The sequence below is a fragment of the Planctomycetaceae bacterium genome (genome assembly GCA_039680605.1).
In the GTDB taxonomy this organism is placed as follows: domain Bacteria; phylum Planctomycetota; class Phycisphaerae; order SM23-33; family SM23-33; genus JAJFUU01.
Genome location: JBDKTA010000048.1, coordinates 44,584 through 60,217 on the forward strand (window position 1 = coordinate 44,584; position 15,634 = coordinate 60,217).

The 15,634-nt window shown below is 64.2% G+C and carries 18 protein-coding genes and 1 pseudogene; 12 read left to right on the plus strand and 7 right to left on the minus strand.

From position 1 onward, the window contains the following. Window positions 1-16: 16 nt before the first annotated feature. Complete coding sequence (locus tag ABFD92_14525; protein ID MEN6505752.1) at window positions 17-337, minus strand: hypothetical protein; 321 nt, start codon at window positions 335-337, stop codon at window positions 17-19. Window positions 338-483: 146 nt separating this feature from the next. On the opposite strand from ABFD92_14525, the gene ABFD92_14530 reads away from it, so the two are divergent. Further along, entirely contained in the window at window positions 484-1,497 is a 1,014-nt protein-coding gene (locus tag ABFD92_14530; protein ID MEN6505753.1) for an aspartate-semialdehyde dehydrogenase, read from the plus strand. Between the two features lie 129 nt (window positions 1,498-1,626). Then, a complete protein-coding gene (locus ABFD92_14535; protein ID MEN6505754.1) occupies window positions 1,627-2,007 on the plus strand; it encodes a four helix bundle protein in 381 nt (126 codons plus the stop codon). Between the two features lie 51 nt (window positions 2,008-2,058). Here ABFD92_14535 and ABFD92_14540 read toward each other — a convergent pair whose 3' ends face one another. Continuing rightward, a complete protein-coding gene (locus tag ABFD92_14540; GenBank protein MEN6505755.1) occupies window positions 2,059-3,213 on the minus strand; it encodes a vWA domain-containing protein in 1,155 nt (384 codons plus the stop codon). 284 nt (window positions 3,214-3,497) lie between these two features. Here ABFD92_14540 and truA point away from each other — a divergent pair, with 284 nt between their 5' ends. Further along, window positions 3,498-4,253 (plus strand): tRNA pseudouridine(38-40) synthase TruA, encoded by a 756-nt coding sequence (gene truA, locus ABFD92_14545; GenBank protein ID MEN6505756.1) that lies wholly within the window; start codon window positions 3,498-3,500, stop codon window positions 4,251-4,253. 7 nt (window positions 4,254-4,260) lie between these two features. On the opposite strand, the gene ABFD92_14550 is transcribed toward truA, so the two are convergent. The 4 genes from ABFD92_14550 to pyrR all read right to left on the minus strand — a co-directional run bounded on the left by ABFD92_14550 (window position 4,261) and on the right by pyrR (window position 7,579). Beyond that, entirely contained in the window at window positions 4,261-4,599 is a 339-nt protein-coding gene (locus tag ABFD92_14550) for a PilZ domain-containing protein (protein MEN6505757.1), read from the minus strand. A 128-nt stretch (window positions 4,600-4,727) separates the two neighbouring features. After that, window positions 4,728-6,008 (minus strand): dihydroorotase, encoded by a 1,281-nt coding sequence (locus tag ABFD92_14555; protein ID MEN6505758.1) that lies wholly within the window; start codon window positions 6,006-6,008, stop codon window positions 4,728-4,730. A gap of 76 nt (window positions 6,009-6,084) precedes the next feature. Then, entirely contained in the window at window positions 6,085-7,089 is a 1,005-nt protein-coding gene (locus ABFD92_14560; GenBank protein MEN6505759.1) for an aspartate carbamoyltransferase catalytic subunit, read from the minus strand. Continuing rightward, complete coding sequence (pyrR, locus tag ABFD92_14565; protein MEN6505760.1) at window positions 7,052-7,579, minus strand: bifunctional pyr operon transcriptional regulator/uracil phosphoribosyltransferase PyrR; 528 nt, start codon at window positions 7,577-7,579, stop codon at window positions 7,052-7,054. The genes ABFD92_14560 and pyrR overlap by 38 nt, the downstream gene beginning before the upstream one ends. 136 nt (window positions 7,580-7,715) lie before the next feature. Here pyrR and ABFD92_14570 point away from each other — a divergent pair, with 136 nt between their 5' ends. Continuing rightward, window positions 7,716-8,267, plus strand: a complete 552-nt coding sequence (locus ABFD92_14570; GenBank protein MEN6505761.1) for a hypothetical protein — start codon at window positions 7,716-7,718, stop codon at window positions 8,265-8,267. A 45-nt stretch (window positions 8,268-8,312) separates the two neighbouring features. Here the strand turns inward: ABFD92_14570 and ABFD92_14575 are convergent, their stop codons facing one another. Beyond that, complete coding sequence (locus ABFD92_14575; GenBank protein ID MEN6505762.1) at window positions 8,313-9,332, minus strand: radical SAM protein; 1,020 nt, start codon at window positions 9,330-9,332, stop codon at window positions 8,313-8,315. 493 nt (window positions 9,333-9,825) lie between these two features. On the opposite strand from ABFD92_14575, the gene ABFD92_14580 reads away from it, so the two are divergent. The 8 genes and pseudogenes from ABFD92_14580 to atpG all read left to right on the plus strand — a co-directional run bounded on the left by ABFD92_14580 (window position 9,826) and on the right by atpG (window position 15,634). Further along, complete coding sequence (locus ABFD92_14580; protein MEN6505763.1) at window positions 9,826-10,050, plus strand: AtpZ/AtpI family protein; 225 nt, start codon at window positions 9,826-9,828, stop codon at window positions 10,048-10,050. Further along, entirely contained in the window at window positions 10,031-10,504 is a 474-nt protein-coding gene (locus tag ABFD92_14585) for a hypothetical protein (protein MEN6505764.1), read from the plus strand. The genes ABFD92_14580 and ABFD92_14585 overlap by 20 nt, the downstream gene beginning before the upstream one ends. 40 nt (window positions 10,505-10,544) lie before the next feature. Next, window positions 10,545-11,402, plus strand: a complete 858-nt coding sequence (locus ABFD92_14590; GenBank protein ID MEN6505765.1) for a F0F1 ATP synthase subunit A — start codon at window positions 10,545-10,547, stop codon at window positions 11,400-11,402. A 179-nt stretch (window positions 11,403-11,581) separates the two neighbouring features. Then, on the plus strand, window positions 11,582-11,788 hold the full coding sequence (gene atpE, locus ABFD92_14595) for an ATP synthase F0 subunit C (GenBank protein ID MEN6505766.1): 207 nt from the start codon (window positions 11,582-11,584) through the stop codon (window positions 11,786-11,788). A 14-nt stretch (window positions 11,789-11,802) separates the two neighbouring features. After that, window positions 11,803-12,444, plus strand: a complete 642-nt coding sequence (gene atpF, locus ABFD92_14600; GenBank protein MEN6505767.1) for a F0F1 ATP synthase subunit B — start codon at window positions 11,803-11,805, stop codon at window positions 12,442-12,444. Further along, window positions 12,444-13,034, plus strand: coding sequence for an ATP synthase F1 subunit delta (gene atpH, locus ABFD92_14605; protein MEN6505768.1), 591 nt, complete (start codon window positions 12,444-12,446; stop codon window positions 13,032-13,034). Before atpF ends, atpH begins: the two co-directional genes overlap by 1 nt. A 9-nt stretch (window positions 13,035-13,043) precedes the next feature. After that, a pseudogene (gene atpA / locus ABFD92_14610) lies at window positions 13,044-14,690 on the plus strand (F0F1 ATP synthase subunit alpha). 56 nt (window positions 14,691-14,746) lie between these two features. Next, window positions 14,747-15,634 (plus strand): ATP synthase F1 subunit gamma, encoded by an 888-nt coding sequence (atpG, locus tag ABFD92_14615; protein ID MEN6505769.1) that lies wholly within the window; start codon window positions 14,747-14,749, stop codon window positions 15,632-15,634.

Below are 15,634 nucleotides of genomic sequence, written 5' to 3' on the forward strand. Positions count from 1 at the left end.
CGCCGGCCGCGGGGCGTCAATCGACCGGTCGCAGCGGCGAGGTGGCTTCGATGCGCGCGGCGGTCCCGTTGATAGTGCGGATGGTGGCCGACATGCCCCGGGCCAGCCTGAGCATCTTGTCCGGCTGACCGTCGATGATCACGACGGTCTTGGCGTCGGTGGTGATCGACAGTTCCCGCCCGGAGACGTTGAGAACGACCACATCGTCTGGATTGATTCGGGCGATGGTTCCCTTGTATTCGGCAATCACGTCCGCCGGGGTTGTTTGAGCCTGTGCGCACGGCGCCAGAACGGTCGCAGCCGTGGCCAGTGAGAGCGTTATCAGTAGCGTCCGCATGGCGATTCCTCCCGTTTGTCCCCCGTGGGGTCCCTATCTAATGTTAGCGGAGCCCACTTGGAGGTGGCGGGAGTTTATGCTAGTATGCGCGGCCCGGCAGGGCGGCGCGAACGCCGCGGGTTCCCTAATACAGAGGTGACAAAGCAATGCAATCCAACGCACGACTGCCTCGGGTGGCCATCATGGGCGCCACCGGCGCCGTGGGTGTCGAGTTCCTCCGCATTCTCGAGCAGCGGAACTTTCCGCTGGCCAGCCTCAAGCTGCTGGCCTCGGCTCGCTCGGCGGGCAAGAGGATGCCCTTCCGCGGCGAGGAACTGACGGTCGAGGAATTGAGCGAAAAGAGCTTCGATGGCGTCGACCTGGTGCTGGCTTCGGCCGGCGGGAGCATCTCGAAGCAGTTCGCGCCCTTCGCCACAGCCGCCGGAGCGGTGGTGGTGGATAACACCTCGGCGTTTCGCATGGTGCCCGAGATCCCGCTGGTGATCCCGGAGGTCAACCCCGACGACATCAAGACGCACACGGGCATTATCGCCAACCCCAACTGCTCGACGATCATCATGAACGTGCCGGTCTGGCCGCTGCACAAGGTCAATCCGATCAGACGCCTGGTCGTCAGCACCTACCAGGCCGTCAGCGGCGCCGGGGCGGCGGCGATGGCCGAACTCGACCAGGCCGCCCGCGCGTTCCTCGACGGCAAGGATTTCAGGCCCAAGGTGCTGCCGCACAGCGCGGCCTTCAACGTCTTCAGCCACAACAGCAAGATCGGCCCCGACGGGTACAACGAAGAAGAGACCAAGATGGTCAAGGAAACGCGCAAGATCTTCCACTGCCCGGAAATCCGCGTGACCGCCACCTGCGTGCGCGTGCCGGTCATGCGCGCCCACAGCGAGTCGGTGAACATCGAGTTCACCAATCCCATCACGGAAAACGAAGTACGCGAGATTCTCGCAAGGGCGCCCGGCGTCAAGATCGTCGACGACCGCCAGCGAAACTACTTCCCCATGCCTCGCGACGCCAGCGGCCACGACGACGTCCTCGTCGGACGCATCCGCCAGGACCTCTCCCTGCCTGACGGCCGCGGGATCGACATGTTCATCAGCGGCGACCAGATTCGAAAAGGCGCCGCCCTCAACGCGGTGCAGATCGCCGAGTTGTTGTAAGGCGGAATAACGGAATAGTGGAATAATGGAATAATGGAATACGGGGAGGGGATCTTCCGGTCGGCGCTGGCGTGCCTGGAGACAGGGCATGTTGAAAAATGTTAATCGAGGATACAAGAAGCTGCGGGTGTGGGAGGATGCCGTCGCCCTCTACGTGCTGGCTTCAAAAGCTTTCGGCAGCCCGCCCTTCGTGCTGGCAAGGTGTTTTCGAATACGCTGGATGCGGCCCACAGCATTTCGCGCAATATCGCCGAAGGCTATTGTCGCCGCAGCCTGAAAGAGTATTTGAACTTCCTGAACATCTCTCTGGGCTCGTGTGGAGAATTCTATTGCGCGTGCACGAGTATTGCAGGCGCGGGACAGATCGCGCCTGAGCTTGCCGCCGAACTGGACGCGCTTCACTTCAAGGTCGAAAACGAACTCCTCAGCCTGATCAGGTCTCTGCAGAGGAAGCAAGACAACGGAGGCTGGACAGACTCGTTCGCACAGGACGGCTCCAGCGAAGCATAAGTCGCCGCAGCCGGTTCCCGTTTTTCATCATTCCATCATTCCAGTATTCCATCATTCCGGTTTTTCAAACGTCATACCTGCGGCTGTAGCTTGCTCTCGCACGACCTTGCGGAGGTTGCCGTCGAAGCTCTTGGACTCGTCGAGGCCCCGCTTGGCCATTTCGGCTTTGACATGCTCGTCGCGTTTGGTGTTTAGCTCTCTGATTTCTTTCTGGAGCTTTTCGCGAGCGGCTGCTTGTTCTTTCACGTACGCCTCGCGCTGCTGGGGCGTCATCTTGCGCATGTTCTCGGGGAGGTCTTCGGGCGACACTTTTGCCAAGTCGACCTGCTTGTCCTTCTTGGCATCGACCAGGTCCCAGTTCGAGTTGGTGTAAACGACGCTGGCCTTAGCGGCGGCGCGCTGGGCGGCGGCGGGGGCGTTTACCGACGAAGCGTTTTTGTCCTGTGCCGCCTGATTGGCCGATCCCGCGGCCCCGGCTTTGCCGTAGGGAATGTACGTGCTGTTGAGGGCGGTGCCCAATTCGGCGATCTTCTTGTCGTACGGCGTCGAGACCGTCACCGTGCCGGCGTTCTGGTCGATAGCCGCAAACTGCCCGTCCGCCCAGGCGGCGGCGTCGGCCCAGCCGGTATTGCGGCCTTCCTGCAACGCTCCGCAGAAGATCGTGTTGACGATGATGCCTTTGCCCGCGGCGCCTTTGCACGCATCCTGCAGGGGGATCTTGTGGTCCTGCGTGGCCGGTTCGTTGCCGGCTACCACGATGATTTTGAGCGAGCCTTTGCCCGCCCACTTGAGTTCATCGGCTGCCGCCCGAGTCACGCGGGCGACATACTCTGTGCCGCCGTGGGTCTTGAGGGCGAAAAGCTTGGAATAGACCGTGTCGAGATCGTTGGTCAGGTCGCAGACACGCTGCACCCAGCCGTTTTCGCTGCTGAGGCCGTCGTTGCCGTACTGGTAGAGCGCCACGCGAAGTTTGGGCTTGGGTTTGGCCGTGGCCAACTCGTTGACGATCGCCCAGAGCTTCTGCTTGGCCGCGTCGATCAGACCATCCATCGAGTTGGACGTGTCCAGGCAGATGGCGATGTCGACTTCCTTTTCGGCCGGCGCGGCCACGCCCTTGGGATCTACCTTGGGCGACCCGGCCGCCAGGACGACCGAACCCATCATCAGTACCGTTGCCGTCAGCAAAGCTGTTATCGCATGCCTCATCGCAGGCTCCTTTCATTCAGGTTCAAAAGATGAGACGCACAACTTGCTTGGAAGTTCCATCAAATGAGCCGGGGTCTTGTGCCACAATACGGCCGCTATGAGCGACGAAGCGCTGGGTGCCGTGGCGGGAGGGCGTTAGCCCGACAGCCACGACGGGCTCAGTAAGTCCGCCGGTTCGGGGATCGTGGCTCTCCGGGTCTTCGGCCCTGCGCGCCACGGCACCCGCGGCGACCTCGGCGGCTCAGGCACTTCCCTCGGGCGCAGCCTTGTGCCACAATACGTTCATGAGCGACGAATCGCGGCGCAATATCAAGTTGGTGATCGCCTATAACGGCGCGGCCTACCATGGATGGCAGCGGCAGGCGCAGGGGATGGATACTGTCCAGCAGCGCATCGAGGAGGCCGCCGGGCGAATCCTGGGCCATCACGTCAATGTGATGGGCGCGGGGCGCACCGACGCGGGCGTTCATGCGATGGGGCAGGTGGCCAACTTCTACACGACCAACGCGGCCGTGCCGGTGGTGGGGCTGCGGCGGGCGATGAACTCGCGCCTTCCGCGCGACATCGCCGTGCGAAGCGCCGCCGAGGTTCCGGAAGGATTCCACGCCTCGCGCAGCGCCGTGGGCAAGACGTATCGCTATCGCATCCACGTCGCCCCGGTGAGGCCGGTAGAACTGTGCGGGCTGGTGTACCACTACTGGCGGCCGCTGGATGTCCAGGCCATGCGCGAGGGGGGCGTCCGCCTCACGGGCAAGCACGACTTTCTCGGGTTTGCGTCGTCGGCGGAAGAGCGCCAGACGACCGTGCGCACGGTTCGGCGCTGCGAGGTGGCCGAGGACGGCGAGCAGGTCGTCGTGACGGTGGAGGGGGACGGGTTCCTCTACAACATGGTTCGCAACATCGTCGGGACGCTCATCGAGATCGGCCGCGGGCACTGGAGCCCCGAGCGGATCGACACGATCCTGGCGTCATGCGACCGCCGCGACGCGGGCCCGACCGCCCCGCCCGACGGGCTCTACCTGATGTGCGTTCACTACTGATCGGCGGCTAGACTCTCAACCCCAGGTTCAGCGGGCGGGCGAACTGCAGGGCGACACCGGCCCGGTCGTCGCTTCCGCCGTCCTGGCAGCGGATCAGTTTGGCGTGGCAGGCGAACTCTTCGAGCATGAAGGTGTTTTGCGTGCTGCGTGGAACGGAGAAGGCCAGGTTCACCGCGCCGTCAAGGCTCTGGGCCACTTCGGCGGCGACGGCTACGTACGTGCCGCCGTCGGACAGGTCGACGCTGCGCCCGCTGCCGAGCATCGTGCCGGCGCGAGAGAAGATCGTCACGGGGCACGAAATCGCAACGCGTGTGAACTGTCGCCGTTCTTTTGCCTGTTGCGTCATGAGCTGACTTCCCTGTTGTTCAGTCTGAATCGTCCTGACTCAAACGCCGTTCATCACGTTTAACCGCGAATTGACACCAAAGTATTCTCTCACGGATTTTATTTATGTCAATCGCAAAGCCGCAAAAGCTACTTGTCCACCAGGCGGTATTTCACTTTGCCGCCGACGATCGTCGTGGTGGCGCGGCCGGTGAGCTTCCAGCCATGATACGGGCAGTTGCGGCTGAGCGAGACGAAGGTGTTGGTGTCGACGGTCCAGTTGGCGGCAGGATCGATGATGGTCACGTCGGCCAGGGCGCCCGTGGCGAGGGTGCCCAGCGGTCGGCCGATGACCCGCGCCGGACCGGCGGTCATGCGTTCGATCAGCGTGGGCCAGTCGCACAGGCCGGTCTCCACCAGGGCCTTGATGAACAGCCCCAGCGCGCAGTCCAGGGCGATGATCCCGAAGGGCGCCAAGCCGAACTCGAGTTCCTTTTCTTCCTTGGAGTGCGGGGCGTGATCGGTCGCCAGGCAGTCGATCGTGCCGTCGGCCACGGCGCGGCGCAAAGCCTCAACGTCTGAGGCCGTTCGCAGCGGCGGGCTGACCTTGTATTTGGAGTCATATCCGGCGCAGGCGGCATCGGTCAGCAGCAGGTGGTGGCAGGTCACCTCGCCGCTGACGGCCAGACCGTCGGCCTTGGCTGCTCGCAGCAGGTTCGCGCTGCCGCTGGTGGAGATATGCTGCACGTGGTAGGCGCCTTGCGTGCGGGCGACGAGCTCCAGGTCGCGCCGCAGCATGATCTGTTCGCCGCTGGCGGCGATGCCGCCCAGCCCCAGCCGGACCGCCACCGGCCCGGAGTTCATCACCCCGGCCATCAGTTCCGGGTCCTGGCAGTGCTGCATGAGGGGTATGCCGAGGTTCCCGGCGTACTGCAGGGCCCGCTGCATGACCAGGCTGCTGGCGACGCCGTCGCCGTCGTCGCTGAAGGCCACCGCGCCCGCCGCGGCCATCATGCCCATCTCGGCCAGTTCCTTGCCCGCGCGGTCTTTGGTGATGCAGCCTACCGGGAGCACGCGGGCCAGGTCCGCCTCGCCGGCACGCTGGAGCACGTAGTTGATCGCCCGCTCGTCGTCAGCCGGCGGGTGCGTGTTGGGCATCGCCAGCACGGTGGTGAACCCGCCTGCGACCGCGGCCCCTGCCGCCGAGGCGATCGTCTCTTCCTCTTCATGCCCGGGCTCGCGACAGTGTACGTGCAGATCGATCAGCCCCGGGGCCACGATCTGCCCGTCGGCGTCGATTATCTGCTTTGCCGCGGCGCGGCAAGGCCCCACGCGCACAATCTTGCCCGCCGTAATCGCCACGTCGGTGACCTCGTCCAGCCCGTTGGCCGGATCGATCACCCGCCCATTCCTGATGAGGATGTCGTTCATGGTCTGGTCTTTCAAGTTCCGGGGTCACTGAAGTGACCCGGCCGGGTCAGTTCACTGACCCCGGAACATCCTGCGATTACTCATTCCCCTGCGACACCAGGTACAGCACGGCCATGCGGATCGCCAGGCCGTTGGTCACTTGCTGGAGAATGCAGCTATTGGGTCCGTCGGCGACGTCGGAGGTGATCTCGACGCCGCGGTTGATCGGGCCCGGGTGCATGATCAGCACGTCCTTCTTGCAGCGTTTGAGCCGCTGTCCGTTCATGCCGTACAGGCGGCTGTACTCGCGCAGCGACGGGAACAAGCCGCCGCCGAAACGCTCGAACTGGATGCGCAGCATGTTGATCACGTCCACCTCGCCGAGCACCTCGTCGAGGCTTGTGCAGACGGTGCAGCCCATCGAGGCGATCGCCGCGGGCACCAGCGTCGGCGGACCGACCACCGTCACCTGCGCCCCCAGCTTGGTCAGGCCCAGGATGTTGCTGCGGGCCACGCGCGAGTGGGCGATATCGCCCACCAGCGCCACCTTGAGCCCCTCGATGCCTCCGAGGCGCTGGCGCATGGTAAAGATGTCCAGCAAGCCCTGCGTGGGGTGCTCGTGCGATCCGTCCCCGGCGTTGACCACCGACGCCTGAAGATTGCTCGCCAGCAGGTGCGGCGCGCCGGACTGACCGTGGCGGATCACAAAAATGTCCACGCCCATGGCCGCCACGTTGCGGGCGGTATCGAGCGTCGTCTCGCCCTTGGTCACGCTGGAGCCCTTGGAGGTGAACAGCAGCGTGTCCGCCGAGAGGCGGCTGGCGGCCAGTTCGAAGCTCATCCGCGTGCGGGTGGAGTCTTCGAAGAACATCAGGGCGACGACCTTGCCTCGCAAGGCGGGCACTTTCTTGATCGAGCGGGTGGAGACTTCCTTGAAGGTCTCTGCCGTGTCCAGGATGTGCGTGATCTCGGCGGGCGAAAGTTCGTCCAGACCCAGCAGGTCTTTGCGACGCCAGACCAGCGCCTCGGGGGCAGGTTCGGCGGCGGCCTGTGCCGGGACCGATTTAGTCTTTCTTGATGATGTAGACAGCTTCTTCGCCATCGTTTTCTTCCAGTCGGACCTGTACGCGGTCCTGGGGGGCCGCCTTGATGGTTTTTCCGACGAAATCGGCCGCGATGGGCAACTCGCGCCCGCCGCGGTCGATCAAGACCGCCAGGCGGACGACGCTGGGGCGTCCGAAATCGTGCAGGGCGTCCAGCGCCGCGCGGATGCTCCGACCGGTCTGCAGCACGTCGTCGACCAGCAGCGTCCAGGCGTTGTCGAGGTCGAAGTTGATCTCGGTGGCCTTGACCAGCGGGGCCCCGCGGCTGCGGGACAGATCGTCGCGATAGAAGGTGATGTCCAGCACGCCGTGCTCGACCGTGCGCCCCTGGGCGCGCAGAAACTCGACGATCCGTGCGGCCAGCGTCTCGCCGCGCGTGCGGATGCCGACAACGGCAATGGGGCGGTCGGCGGGCAATTGGTCGACGACGGCCTCAAATAGACGTTTGACCGCGGTCTGGACTTGAACGGCGTTGAGGATCTTTTTCATAGGTCGCAATCGCCTGTCGCAGGGGGATGATACAGTCCTCTGCCGGAGAAGAAAACAAAAAACCGAGGACGAGGACCACGGATTGATGCACCCGGAGGATTGCCGTGTTACGCGAGGCGAGTACAATAAAGGCTTGATGAGGACCTATCGACCTGAAAGCTTGCTTCTTATTGCGGCTGCACGGCATGTGCTTGATGTTGCGTCGAGTGACTACCTTAAGCAGGCCGCCAATGATGCTCTGGCGGGTGGAATATATTCCCCGGCTCTGACAGAAGTCGCGATGGTTCCTGCCCCCATCATGTCCGAGATCGGTCCCCAATTCCGGCAAGCTTTGCAGGAACTTGGCTTGCCGATCCCTGACAGAGAGGCTGCCCTTTGGCATATTGCGGCATATCACGCTCAGCGGATTGCAGACGGCGAAGTTTCCCCGCGTGTTGGGATGCGGGCCATAAGGGACGAGGTGGAGTACCCGGGCCGTCTCTATGAGCGGTCGCGGGAATTCTTTGGCGATTCCCACGACCTCCACGTCCTCTATGGAATGTACTATGGCTACGACGACCTCGCCGAACGCCCGGATGAAGTATCTTTTGAGGGCAAGTATGGAAGCGAAGCGATAGCGGCTTTGGACGCTGCTGTAGTTGCCGAGGCGAAGGCTTGGCTATTGCGCCATAGTGACATTACACTTTGATTAAGCAAGTTGGGTCGTTGTCGAAAACGGGGACATCATTGGTGGTCAGTCTTTGTCTTGGACCGGCGCGCCTCGATCATAGAACAACGTCGGCAAGGACGCGATCAGCGCCTCGGGGCGGTATAGACTTTCGGTTTCGCCGCGGCAGTTGTACCAGCATTCGGTGCAGGGGTTATTTTCCGACGCGCGGCGGAGGCGGTCCATGATGACTTGCGGATGATCGGTATAGAGATTGCCCACCGGATCGTGCCGTCGTTCGACGCAGATCGCCACCTCGCCGGTGGCGTCGATGTTGAAGAACGCCCGCCCGGCCCGGCAGTCGGGCACGCCGCCGCGCAGGAAGCGGTCGAACTGGCCGAGGTACCAGGGATTGGACAGGAAGTTCGGGCACGTCTTGCGGAGGTTGACGAGGTATTGCGAGACCGGTCCGTCGTCGTGGGCGTGAGACCGCGAGCCGGTCTTGAGGTGCCCGTACGGCTGGACCATGAAATAGGCGTTTCGCCTCGCGGCCATCTCGATCAGCGGGGCGATGTCGTCGAGGTTGTCCTGCATGAGCACGGCGATGACGTTGACCCGCTGCCACTTGTGGCGCCGGGCCTTGCTGAACATCTCGACCGCCCGCCAGGCCTGCTCCCAGGCGCCCGGGGCGTGGCGGGCCTTGTCGTGGCGGGCGGGGTCGGCGTAGTCGATGCTGATCGAGACGCCCCAGAGCCCCGCGGCCATCAGGGCATCGGCCACGGCGGCCGTGGCCAGCCATCCATTGGTGGTGACAAAGGGGAAGTGGTAACGCCCGACGGCCCGGACGATCTCGGGCAGGTCGTGTCGCAGGAGCGGTTCGCCGCCGGCCAGCGATACCAGCAGGGAGCCCCAGCGGGCGAGTTTGGCGCTTCCGGTTTCGTAGTCGCTGACGGGGTGTTCGGCGGCCAGGCCTGCCGGGTCGTGCCAGTAGCTGCAGAAGCGGCAGCGGAAATTGCATCGGTAGGTGACCTGCCAGGCGCACCAGACGGGGTGCCTGGAACTCCAGGCACGAAATAATCTCAGTTTTTTTCCAAGGGGGCTGACCATTTTCCGGCAGGAAGCATCTCCGCAAGAGGCCGCTGCAGCGTAACTTTAGTGAGGCCGGGGGTGCAAAAGCAAGATCGATCAGATAAAGGCGGAAAGACTCATGTCGCCGCGGTTGCCGGCCGATCCTATAATAGGATAGAACAAGCTCCGCTGCCCCCGAAGATGGTTAACGCAAGTCAACATAAAGCGGCAAGCGGACACGCTCAGACGCCGTAAGCGACGCCTGAGCGTTTTTTAGGGGATCCAATTAGCCGCTGAGGTCGCTGAGGTCGCTGAGGGAAGAAGTTGTTTTGTATTTTCTCATCCTCAGCGTCCTCAGCGACCTCTGCGGCTTAATCTATCACCGGCAGTGAGAAACGAATTGCTTTGTCATTTGGTGCTTCTGCCGCTTCCCCCTGACTAAGGCATACCCATTACCACATTTTGTTATTGCTGATTGACTCCACTGTCCGCCAGTCGTACGATTGCTAGATTGGTTAGCAGGCGTCAGTTTATGAACGAACACAGGCATCCGGTTTGGCGCTACGGTCCGGTGGGCCTGGAGTTCGGCGTGACGGTTGCGGGTTGTGCTTTGCTGGGCGTATGGGTGGATCGGCGACTGAACTGGGCTCCGACGGCTACGATCGTGTTGACGATTGTGGGTTTCGCCGGCGGGCTTTGGCGGTTACTGAGGCAGGTGAAGAGCCTGTCGGACGACCATGACAGGAAGTCGACCTGAAACAGGCGGCGGCGGGCGCTACGGCGGGGGCACGGTAGCGGCCCTGCTGCGTTGGGTGGTTTCGCCGGTGGTGAGCGTGGGGGCGGTTGGCGCATACCCGACCTGGCTGCTCGGCGGCGCTTCGGCGCTGGAAGCCGAGGGCGTTGCCGGAGCGATCGTGCTGGCGGCGATGCTGGCCAGCGGGCTGGTGATATCGGTGCTTCTGCGGGCGTCGCTGGCGACGGCGATGATGGGGGTGCTGGCGCTGGGCATGGCGCGGATGATCGTGTGCCTGCTGGCGGCTATAGCGGCGTACTGGTGGACGGAACTTCCGCTGCGTTCGCTGGCACTGTGGATGGGAGGGTTCTATGGCGTCGCTCTGGCCGGAGAGACGACCTGGTTGTATCGGACGATGAAACGCCTTTGGCCGGCCAAGGCGCCCCAGCCCTCGGCGGGCAACGCGAGGAAGAGTTAGATAACCATCGATGTTAGCGGAAACCGACATTGTCAGCCATATGATCGACCACCCTTGGCCGCACGGGCAAGTGACCCTGGGGCCGCTGACGCTGACGCTGATGTCCAGCGGAATAGCGACGATGATCCTGGTGGCGGTTCTGCTGTCGATCGTGGTTCCGGTGCTGGTCCGGCGCAGGGCGGAAACGCCTCATGGCGGATACAACTTTGTTGAAGCGATCGTGGTGTTCGTCCGGGACATGATCGCCCGCCCGGCGCTGGGAGACCGCGCGTATCGCTATCTGCCTCTGCTGCTGACGCTGTTCGTGTTCATCCTGGGGCTGAACCTGATCGGCCTGGTGCCCATTTCATCCCTGCTGCGGATGGCGGGTCTGGATGCTCATCTTCTGGGCGGTCCGACCACCAGCGTACCGGCGATCACGGGCGCCCTTGCGATGGTCTCGCTGGCGGCGATCCTGATCGGCGGGTTGTGGGAATCGGCCCATCGCCAGCATCTGGCCCGCGGATGGCCGGTGTGGCTGTGCGTGGCAATGTCGCCGCTGCTGTGGGCGTGGAGTATTACGCCCAAAGTCCCGGGAGTGGCCGGCGTGATGCTGGCGCCGCTACTGATGGTTCTGGAAGTGCTCGGGGCGCTGGTGAAGGTCTTTGCCCTGATGATTCGCCTGTTCGCCAACATGTTGTCCGGTCACACCATGATCGCCATCCTGGTTATGCTGGGTCTGCAGGCGCTCGATAACGCCTTGCGCGAGAACCTGGCGATGGTGCCGTTGAGCGTGCTGCCGATTCTCGGCGGCGTGCTGATCAACCTGTTGGACGTGCTGGTGGCGGTGCTTCAGGCGTATATCTTCACCTTTCTCTCTGCAATTTACCTAGGATTATATGCGGGGGGTGGCCATTGAAACATTCGAGTCCATCCCCTTTTAGGAGACCGTCGATGATGCGTGTACTGTTAATTTCATCAGGTATTTGTCTGGTCTTGGGCAGCGCCCTATACGCTCAAGAGGCCCCGCAGACCGCCCCGGCGGCGACTGCGGAAAAGGCTGACGCCAAGCCTAATACGGCTGAGGGCGTTGCGTTTCTGGGCGCCTGCCTGGGTGCTGCGCTGGCTGCCGTCGGCGCGGGGTTGGGCATTGGAAAGATTGGGGCCTCCTGCATGGATGCCATCGCCCGCCAGCCCGAGGCGGGCAGTTCGCTGTTCGCTCCGATGGTGGTGGCGGCGGCGATGGTCGAGGGCCTGGGGCTCTTTGCCATCGTGGTGTGCCTGATCGCACTGGTGACCAAGTAAACCGGCGCGGCGACATGGCTTCGACGTGCAGGATGATGACGTTTGTCGCGGCCCTGCTGTGGGCGGGTGCATGCTGCGCCGACGGGCCGCCTTTGCCGACGGCGCAGGCGCCCGGAGCGGGCGCCGGCGGCGCGCCGGCGGAACGTGGCCCCACGCAGTTCACCCCCGGCGACCTGGGGCAATCGATCGCTTCGCTGCTGATCTTCGCCGGGCTGATGGCGATTCTGGGCAAATATGCCTGGAAGCCCATCGTCAAGCAACTTCAGACGCGCGAGGAACTCATCGCCCAGCGCGTGCGCCGGGCCGAGGAAGCCAAGACCAACGCCGAGGCGTTCCTGGAAACCAGCCGCGCCGGCGTCGAAAAGGCCCGTAGCGAGGCCCATGCCCTGGTGGCCCAGGCCCGCAAGGAATCCGAAGACCTGCGCGACTGCATCCTCCACCAGGCGCGCGACGAAGCCGACACCGTCGCTGAAAATGCCCGCCGCGACGTCGAGACCGCCCGCCGAGACGCCATGGCCCAACTGCAGGTGACCACCGCGGAATTGGCCGGCGAAATTGCCGCCGAGGCCCTCAAACGGCAGATCGATCCTCAGCAGCAGCAGCGGCTGGTTGAGGAATCGCTCAAGATCATTCGCACTGCCGCCGGAGAACAGTGATGTCCGCCGCCTCGCGTGATATGTCCGCCGACGCCCAGACCCGGACCCGCCGCTGCGCCGATGCGCTGCTGGATATTCTCGGCGCCGACGGCCCCGCCGACCGCCTGCTCCAGGAACTCCAGTCGCTCGATGCCCTCCAGGAGGAAGTGGCGGCCATGGAGGAACTCCTGATCGGCCAGAACCTCACCGAGCAGCGGCGCCAGGAGTTGATCGCCGCGATGTTCGCCAGCCGCAAGCAGCGGTTCGAGTCGCCTCGAGGCAGTCTGACGATGCTGCGGAGCCTCGGTCAGGAACTTGCCCAGGCGGTCGAGTGGCGGCGTCACAAGCTTCCGGTGACGCTGATCACGGCCGTGCCACTGACCGACGAGCAGGTCGAGGACGTCTCCACTCAGCTTCAAACCGCCTTGGGCGCGGAGCTCAGGCTTACCGCGTCCGTCGACGCCTCGATCGTCGGCGGGGCGGTGGTAAAAGTGGGCCAGAGCGTCTACGACGCGTCGGTGGCAGGGCGCCTGCGCCGCGTGCGGGACGAATTGAAGGCCCGGCTTTCGAACCGGCGAGGGGGCGAGCAAACCAAAGAGGGTGGGCAGTGAGAGGCCGACATGAAGTTTGACATCAGTGAAATCGCCGGGATGATTCGCCAGGAGATCGCCGCCTCGCGCGACGCGCTGGACGTCTCGCGCATCGGGCGGGTAGTCGAAGTGGGCGACGGGATCGCCCGCATCGTCGGTCTGCCCGACGCCATGGCCGGCGAGATGCTCGAGTTCGAGAACGGCCGCATGGGGCAGGTCTTCAACCTCGAAGACCGCATCGTCGGCGGCGTGGTGTACGGCTCCAGCGAAGATATCCGCTCGGGCATGTCGGTGCGAACGACGGGGCGCCTGCTCCAACTGCCCGCCGGACCGGAAATGCTCGGGCGCGTCATCAGCCCGTTGGGCGAGCCCATCGACGGGAAAGGACCCATCAAGACCAGCCAGACCCGCCCGCTGGAAGTCATCGCCCCCGGCATCGCCGAGCGCCAGAGCGTCACCGAGCCGCTGTCGACGGGGATCAAGGCCGTCGACGCGATGATCCCCATCGGGCGCGGTCAGCGCGAGCTGATCATCGGCGACCGCAAGACCGGCAAGACGGCCATCGCCGTCGACACGATCATCAACCAGAAAGACACCGGCGTCATCTGCGTCTACGTGGCGGTGGGGCAGAAGGAATCGACCGTCGCCGGCGTGGTGGAAGTGCTCCGCCGGGCCGGGGCGATGGAGCATACCGTCGTCGTCATCGCCTCCAGCAGCGAGGCGGCGCCGCTGCAATATATCGCTCCCTACGCCGGGTGCGCCATCGCCGAGTATTTCATGTACGCCCACGGCGCCGCCACGCTGGTCGTCTACGACGACCTGTCCAAGCAGGCCGCCGCCTACCGCCAGATCTCCCTGCTCCTGCGACGCCCGCCCGGACGCGAGGCCTACCCCGGAGATGTGTTCTATCTCCACAGCCGCCTGCTCGAACGAGCCTGCAAACTCGCCGAGCATTATGTGATTGTTCCCAAAGACGCCGACGAGCAGGCCCTGGCCGAGGCGGGCAAGGCCGCGCCCGATCAATACGTCGGCGTGCTGGGAATGACCAAGGCCAAGGAAGACCTCGCCGCCGCGGGGCACAACGAGACGCACGATATCCGCATGATTCCCGGCACGGGCGGGTCGATGACGGCCTTGCCTATCTGCGAAACCCAGGAAGGCGAAGTTTCCGCCTACATCCCGACGAACCTGATCTCGATCACTGACGGGCAGATCTACCTCGAACCGGCGCTGTTCTTCTCGGGCATCCGCCCGGCGATCAACGTGGGCATCTCGGTTAGCCGCGTGGGGTTCAAAGCCGCCTGGCCGGCGATGAAGCGCGTGGCCGCCAGCCTGCGCCTGGACCTGGCGGCGTATCGCGAGCTGGCGACGTTCGCCCAGCTCGGGATGGACCTGGATGCGGCCAGTCAGTCCAGCCTCGACCGCGGGCAGCGCCTGATCCGCCTGCTGACGCAGCCGCAATATCAGCCGATGCCGCCGACGGACCAGGTGATCTCGATCTTCGCCGGGACGCGCGGGCACCTGGACAGCCTGACGCCCGAGGAAGTGCCCGATTTCGAGCGCGGGCTGCTGCAGTACATCCCCGCCCAGGACAGCGACCTCTACGAGCAGATCCGGTGCGAGCACACGCTGGACAAGACCGCCGAGAAGCGACTGGCCCGCCTGATCGAGGAATATAAACAGACGCAGTACCGCAGCGCCGGTCCCGATGGCGGGAAGGAAGCATAACCGCCGTGGCCAAGTCCCGCGAAATCCTGAAGCGGCGCCGCGCGGTAGGGAACATCCGCACCGTGACGCGGGCGATGGAGATGGTCGCCTCGTCGCGCTATTCCAAAGCCCACGCGCGGGCGCTGGCGTCGCAGCCGCACACCGCCGCCCTGGTGCAACTGGTCAGCGACGTCGCCGACAGCGGCGGTTTCGAGGGCGAGCAGCACCCGCTGCTGACCCATAACAAGGGCGTCTCGCTGCGGGCGCTGCTGGTGATCGCTTCCAGCCGGGGGCTGTGCGGCCCGTACAACAACCTGGTGCTGCGCGAAGCCATGCGGTGCTATCGCCGCATGCAGGAGCAAGGGCAGGTCGAACTGCACGTGGTGGGGCGGCGGGGCGTCAACCATTTCCGGGCCGTCGGCATCACGATCGATCGCGTGCATCCGGACCTGGGCGACTTTCCCGAATACGCCCAGGTCGGGCGGCTGGCCGAGCAGTTCATGAACCAGTATCGCCAGGGCCGCATCGCGGGGTTGGAAGTGGCCTTCATGCAATATCACTCTGCCGCGCGGCAGCGCGCGATGTGTATCCAGCTTCTGCCCATGACGGAGCATCCCCAGGGCGCTGCCTCGCCCAAGAAGCACGACGCCTACGAGTTCACGCCCTCGCGCGAGGAAGTCGTGCGACACCTGCTGCCGGCGACGCTGCGCATGCAGATGTACCAGTGCTTTCTCGACGCGGCCGTCAGCGAGCAGATCTCCCGCATGCGGGCGATGCGCAACGCCGTCGAGAACGCCGACGAGATGCTTCACCAACTGACCGTGCGATACAACCGCGCCCGCCAGCAGCAGATCACGACCGAACTGGCCGAGATCATCGGCGGACGCATGGGGCTGGAGAATGCCGAGGTTTGA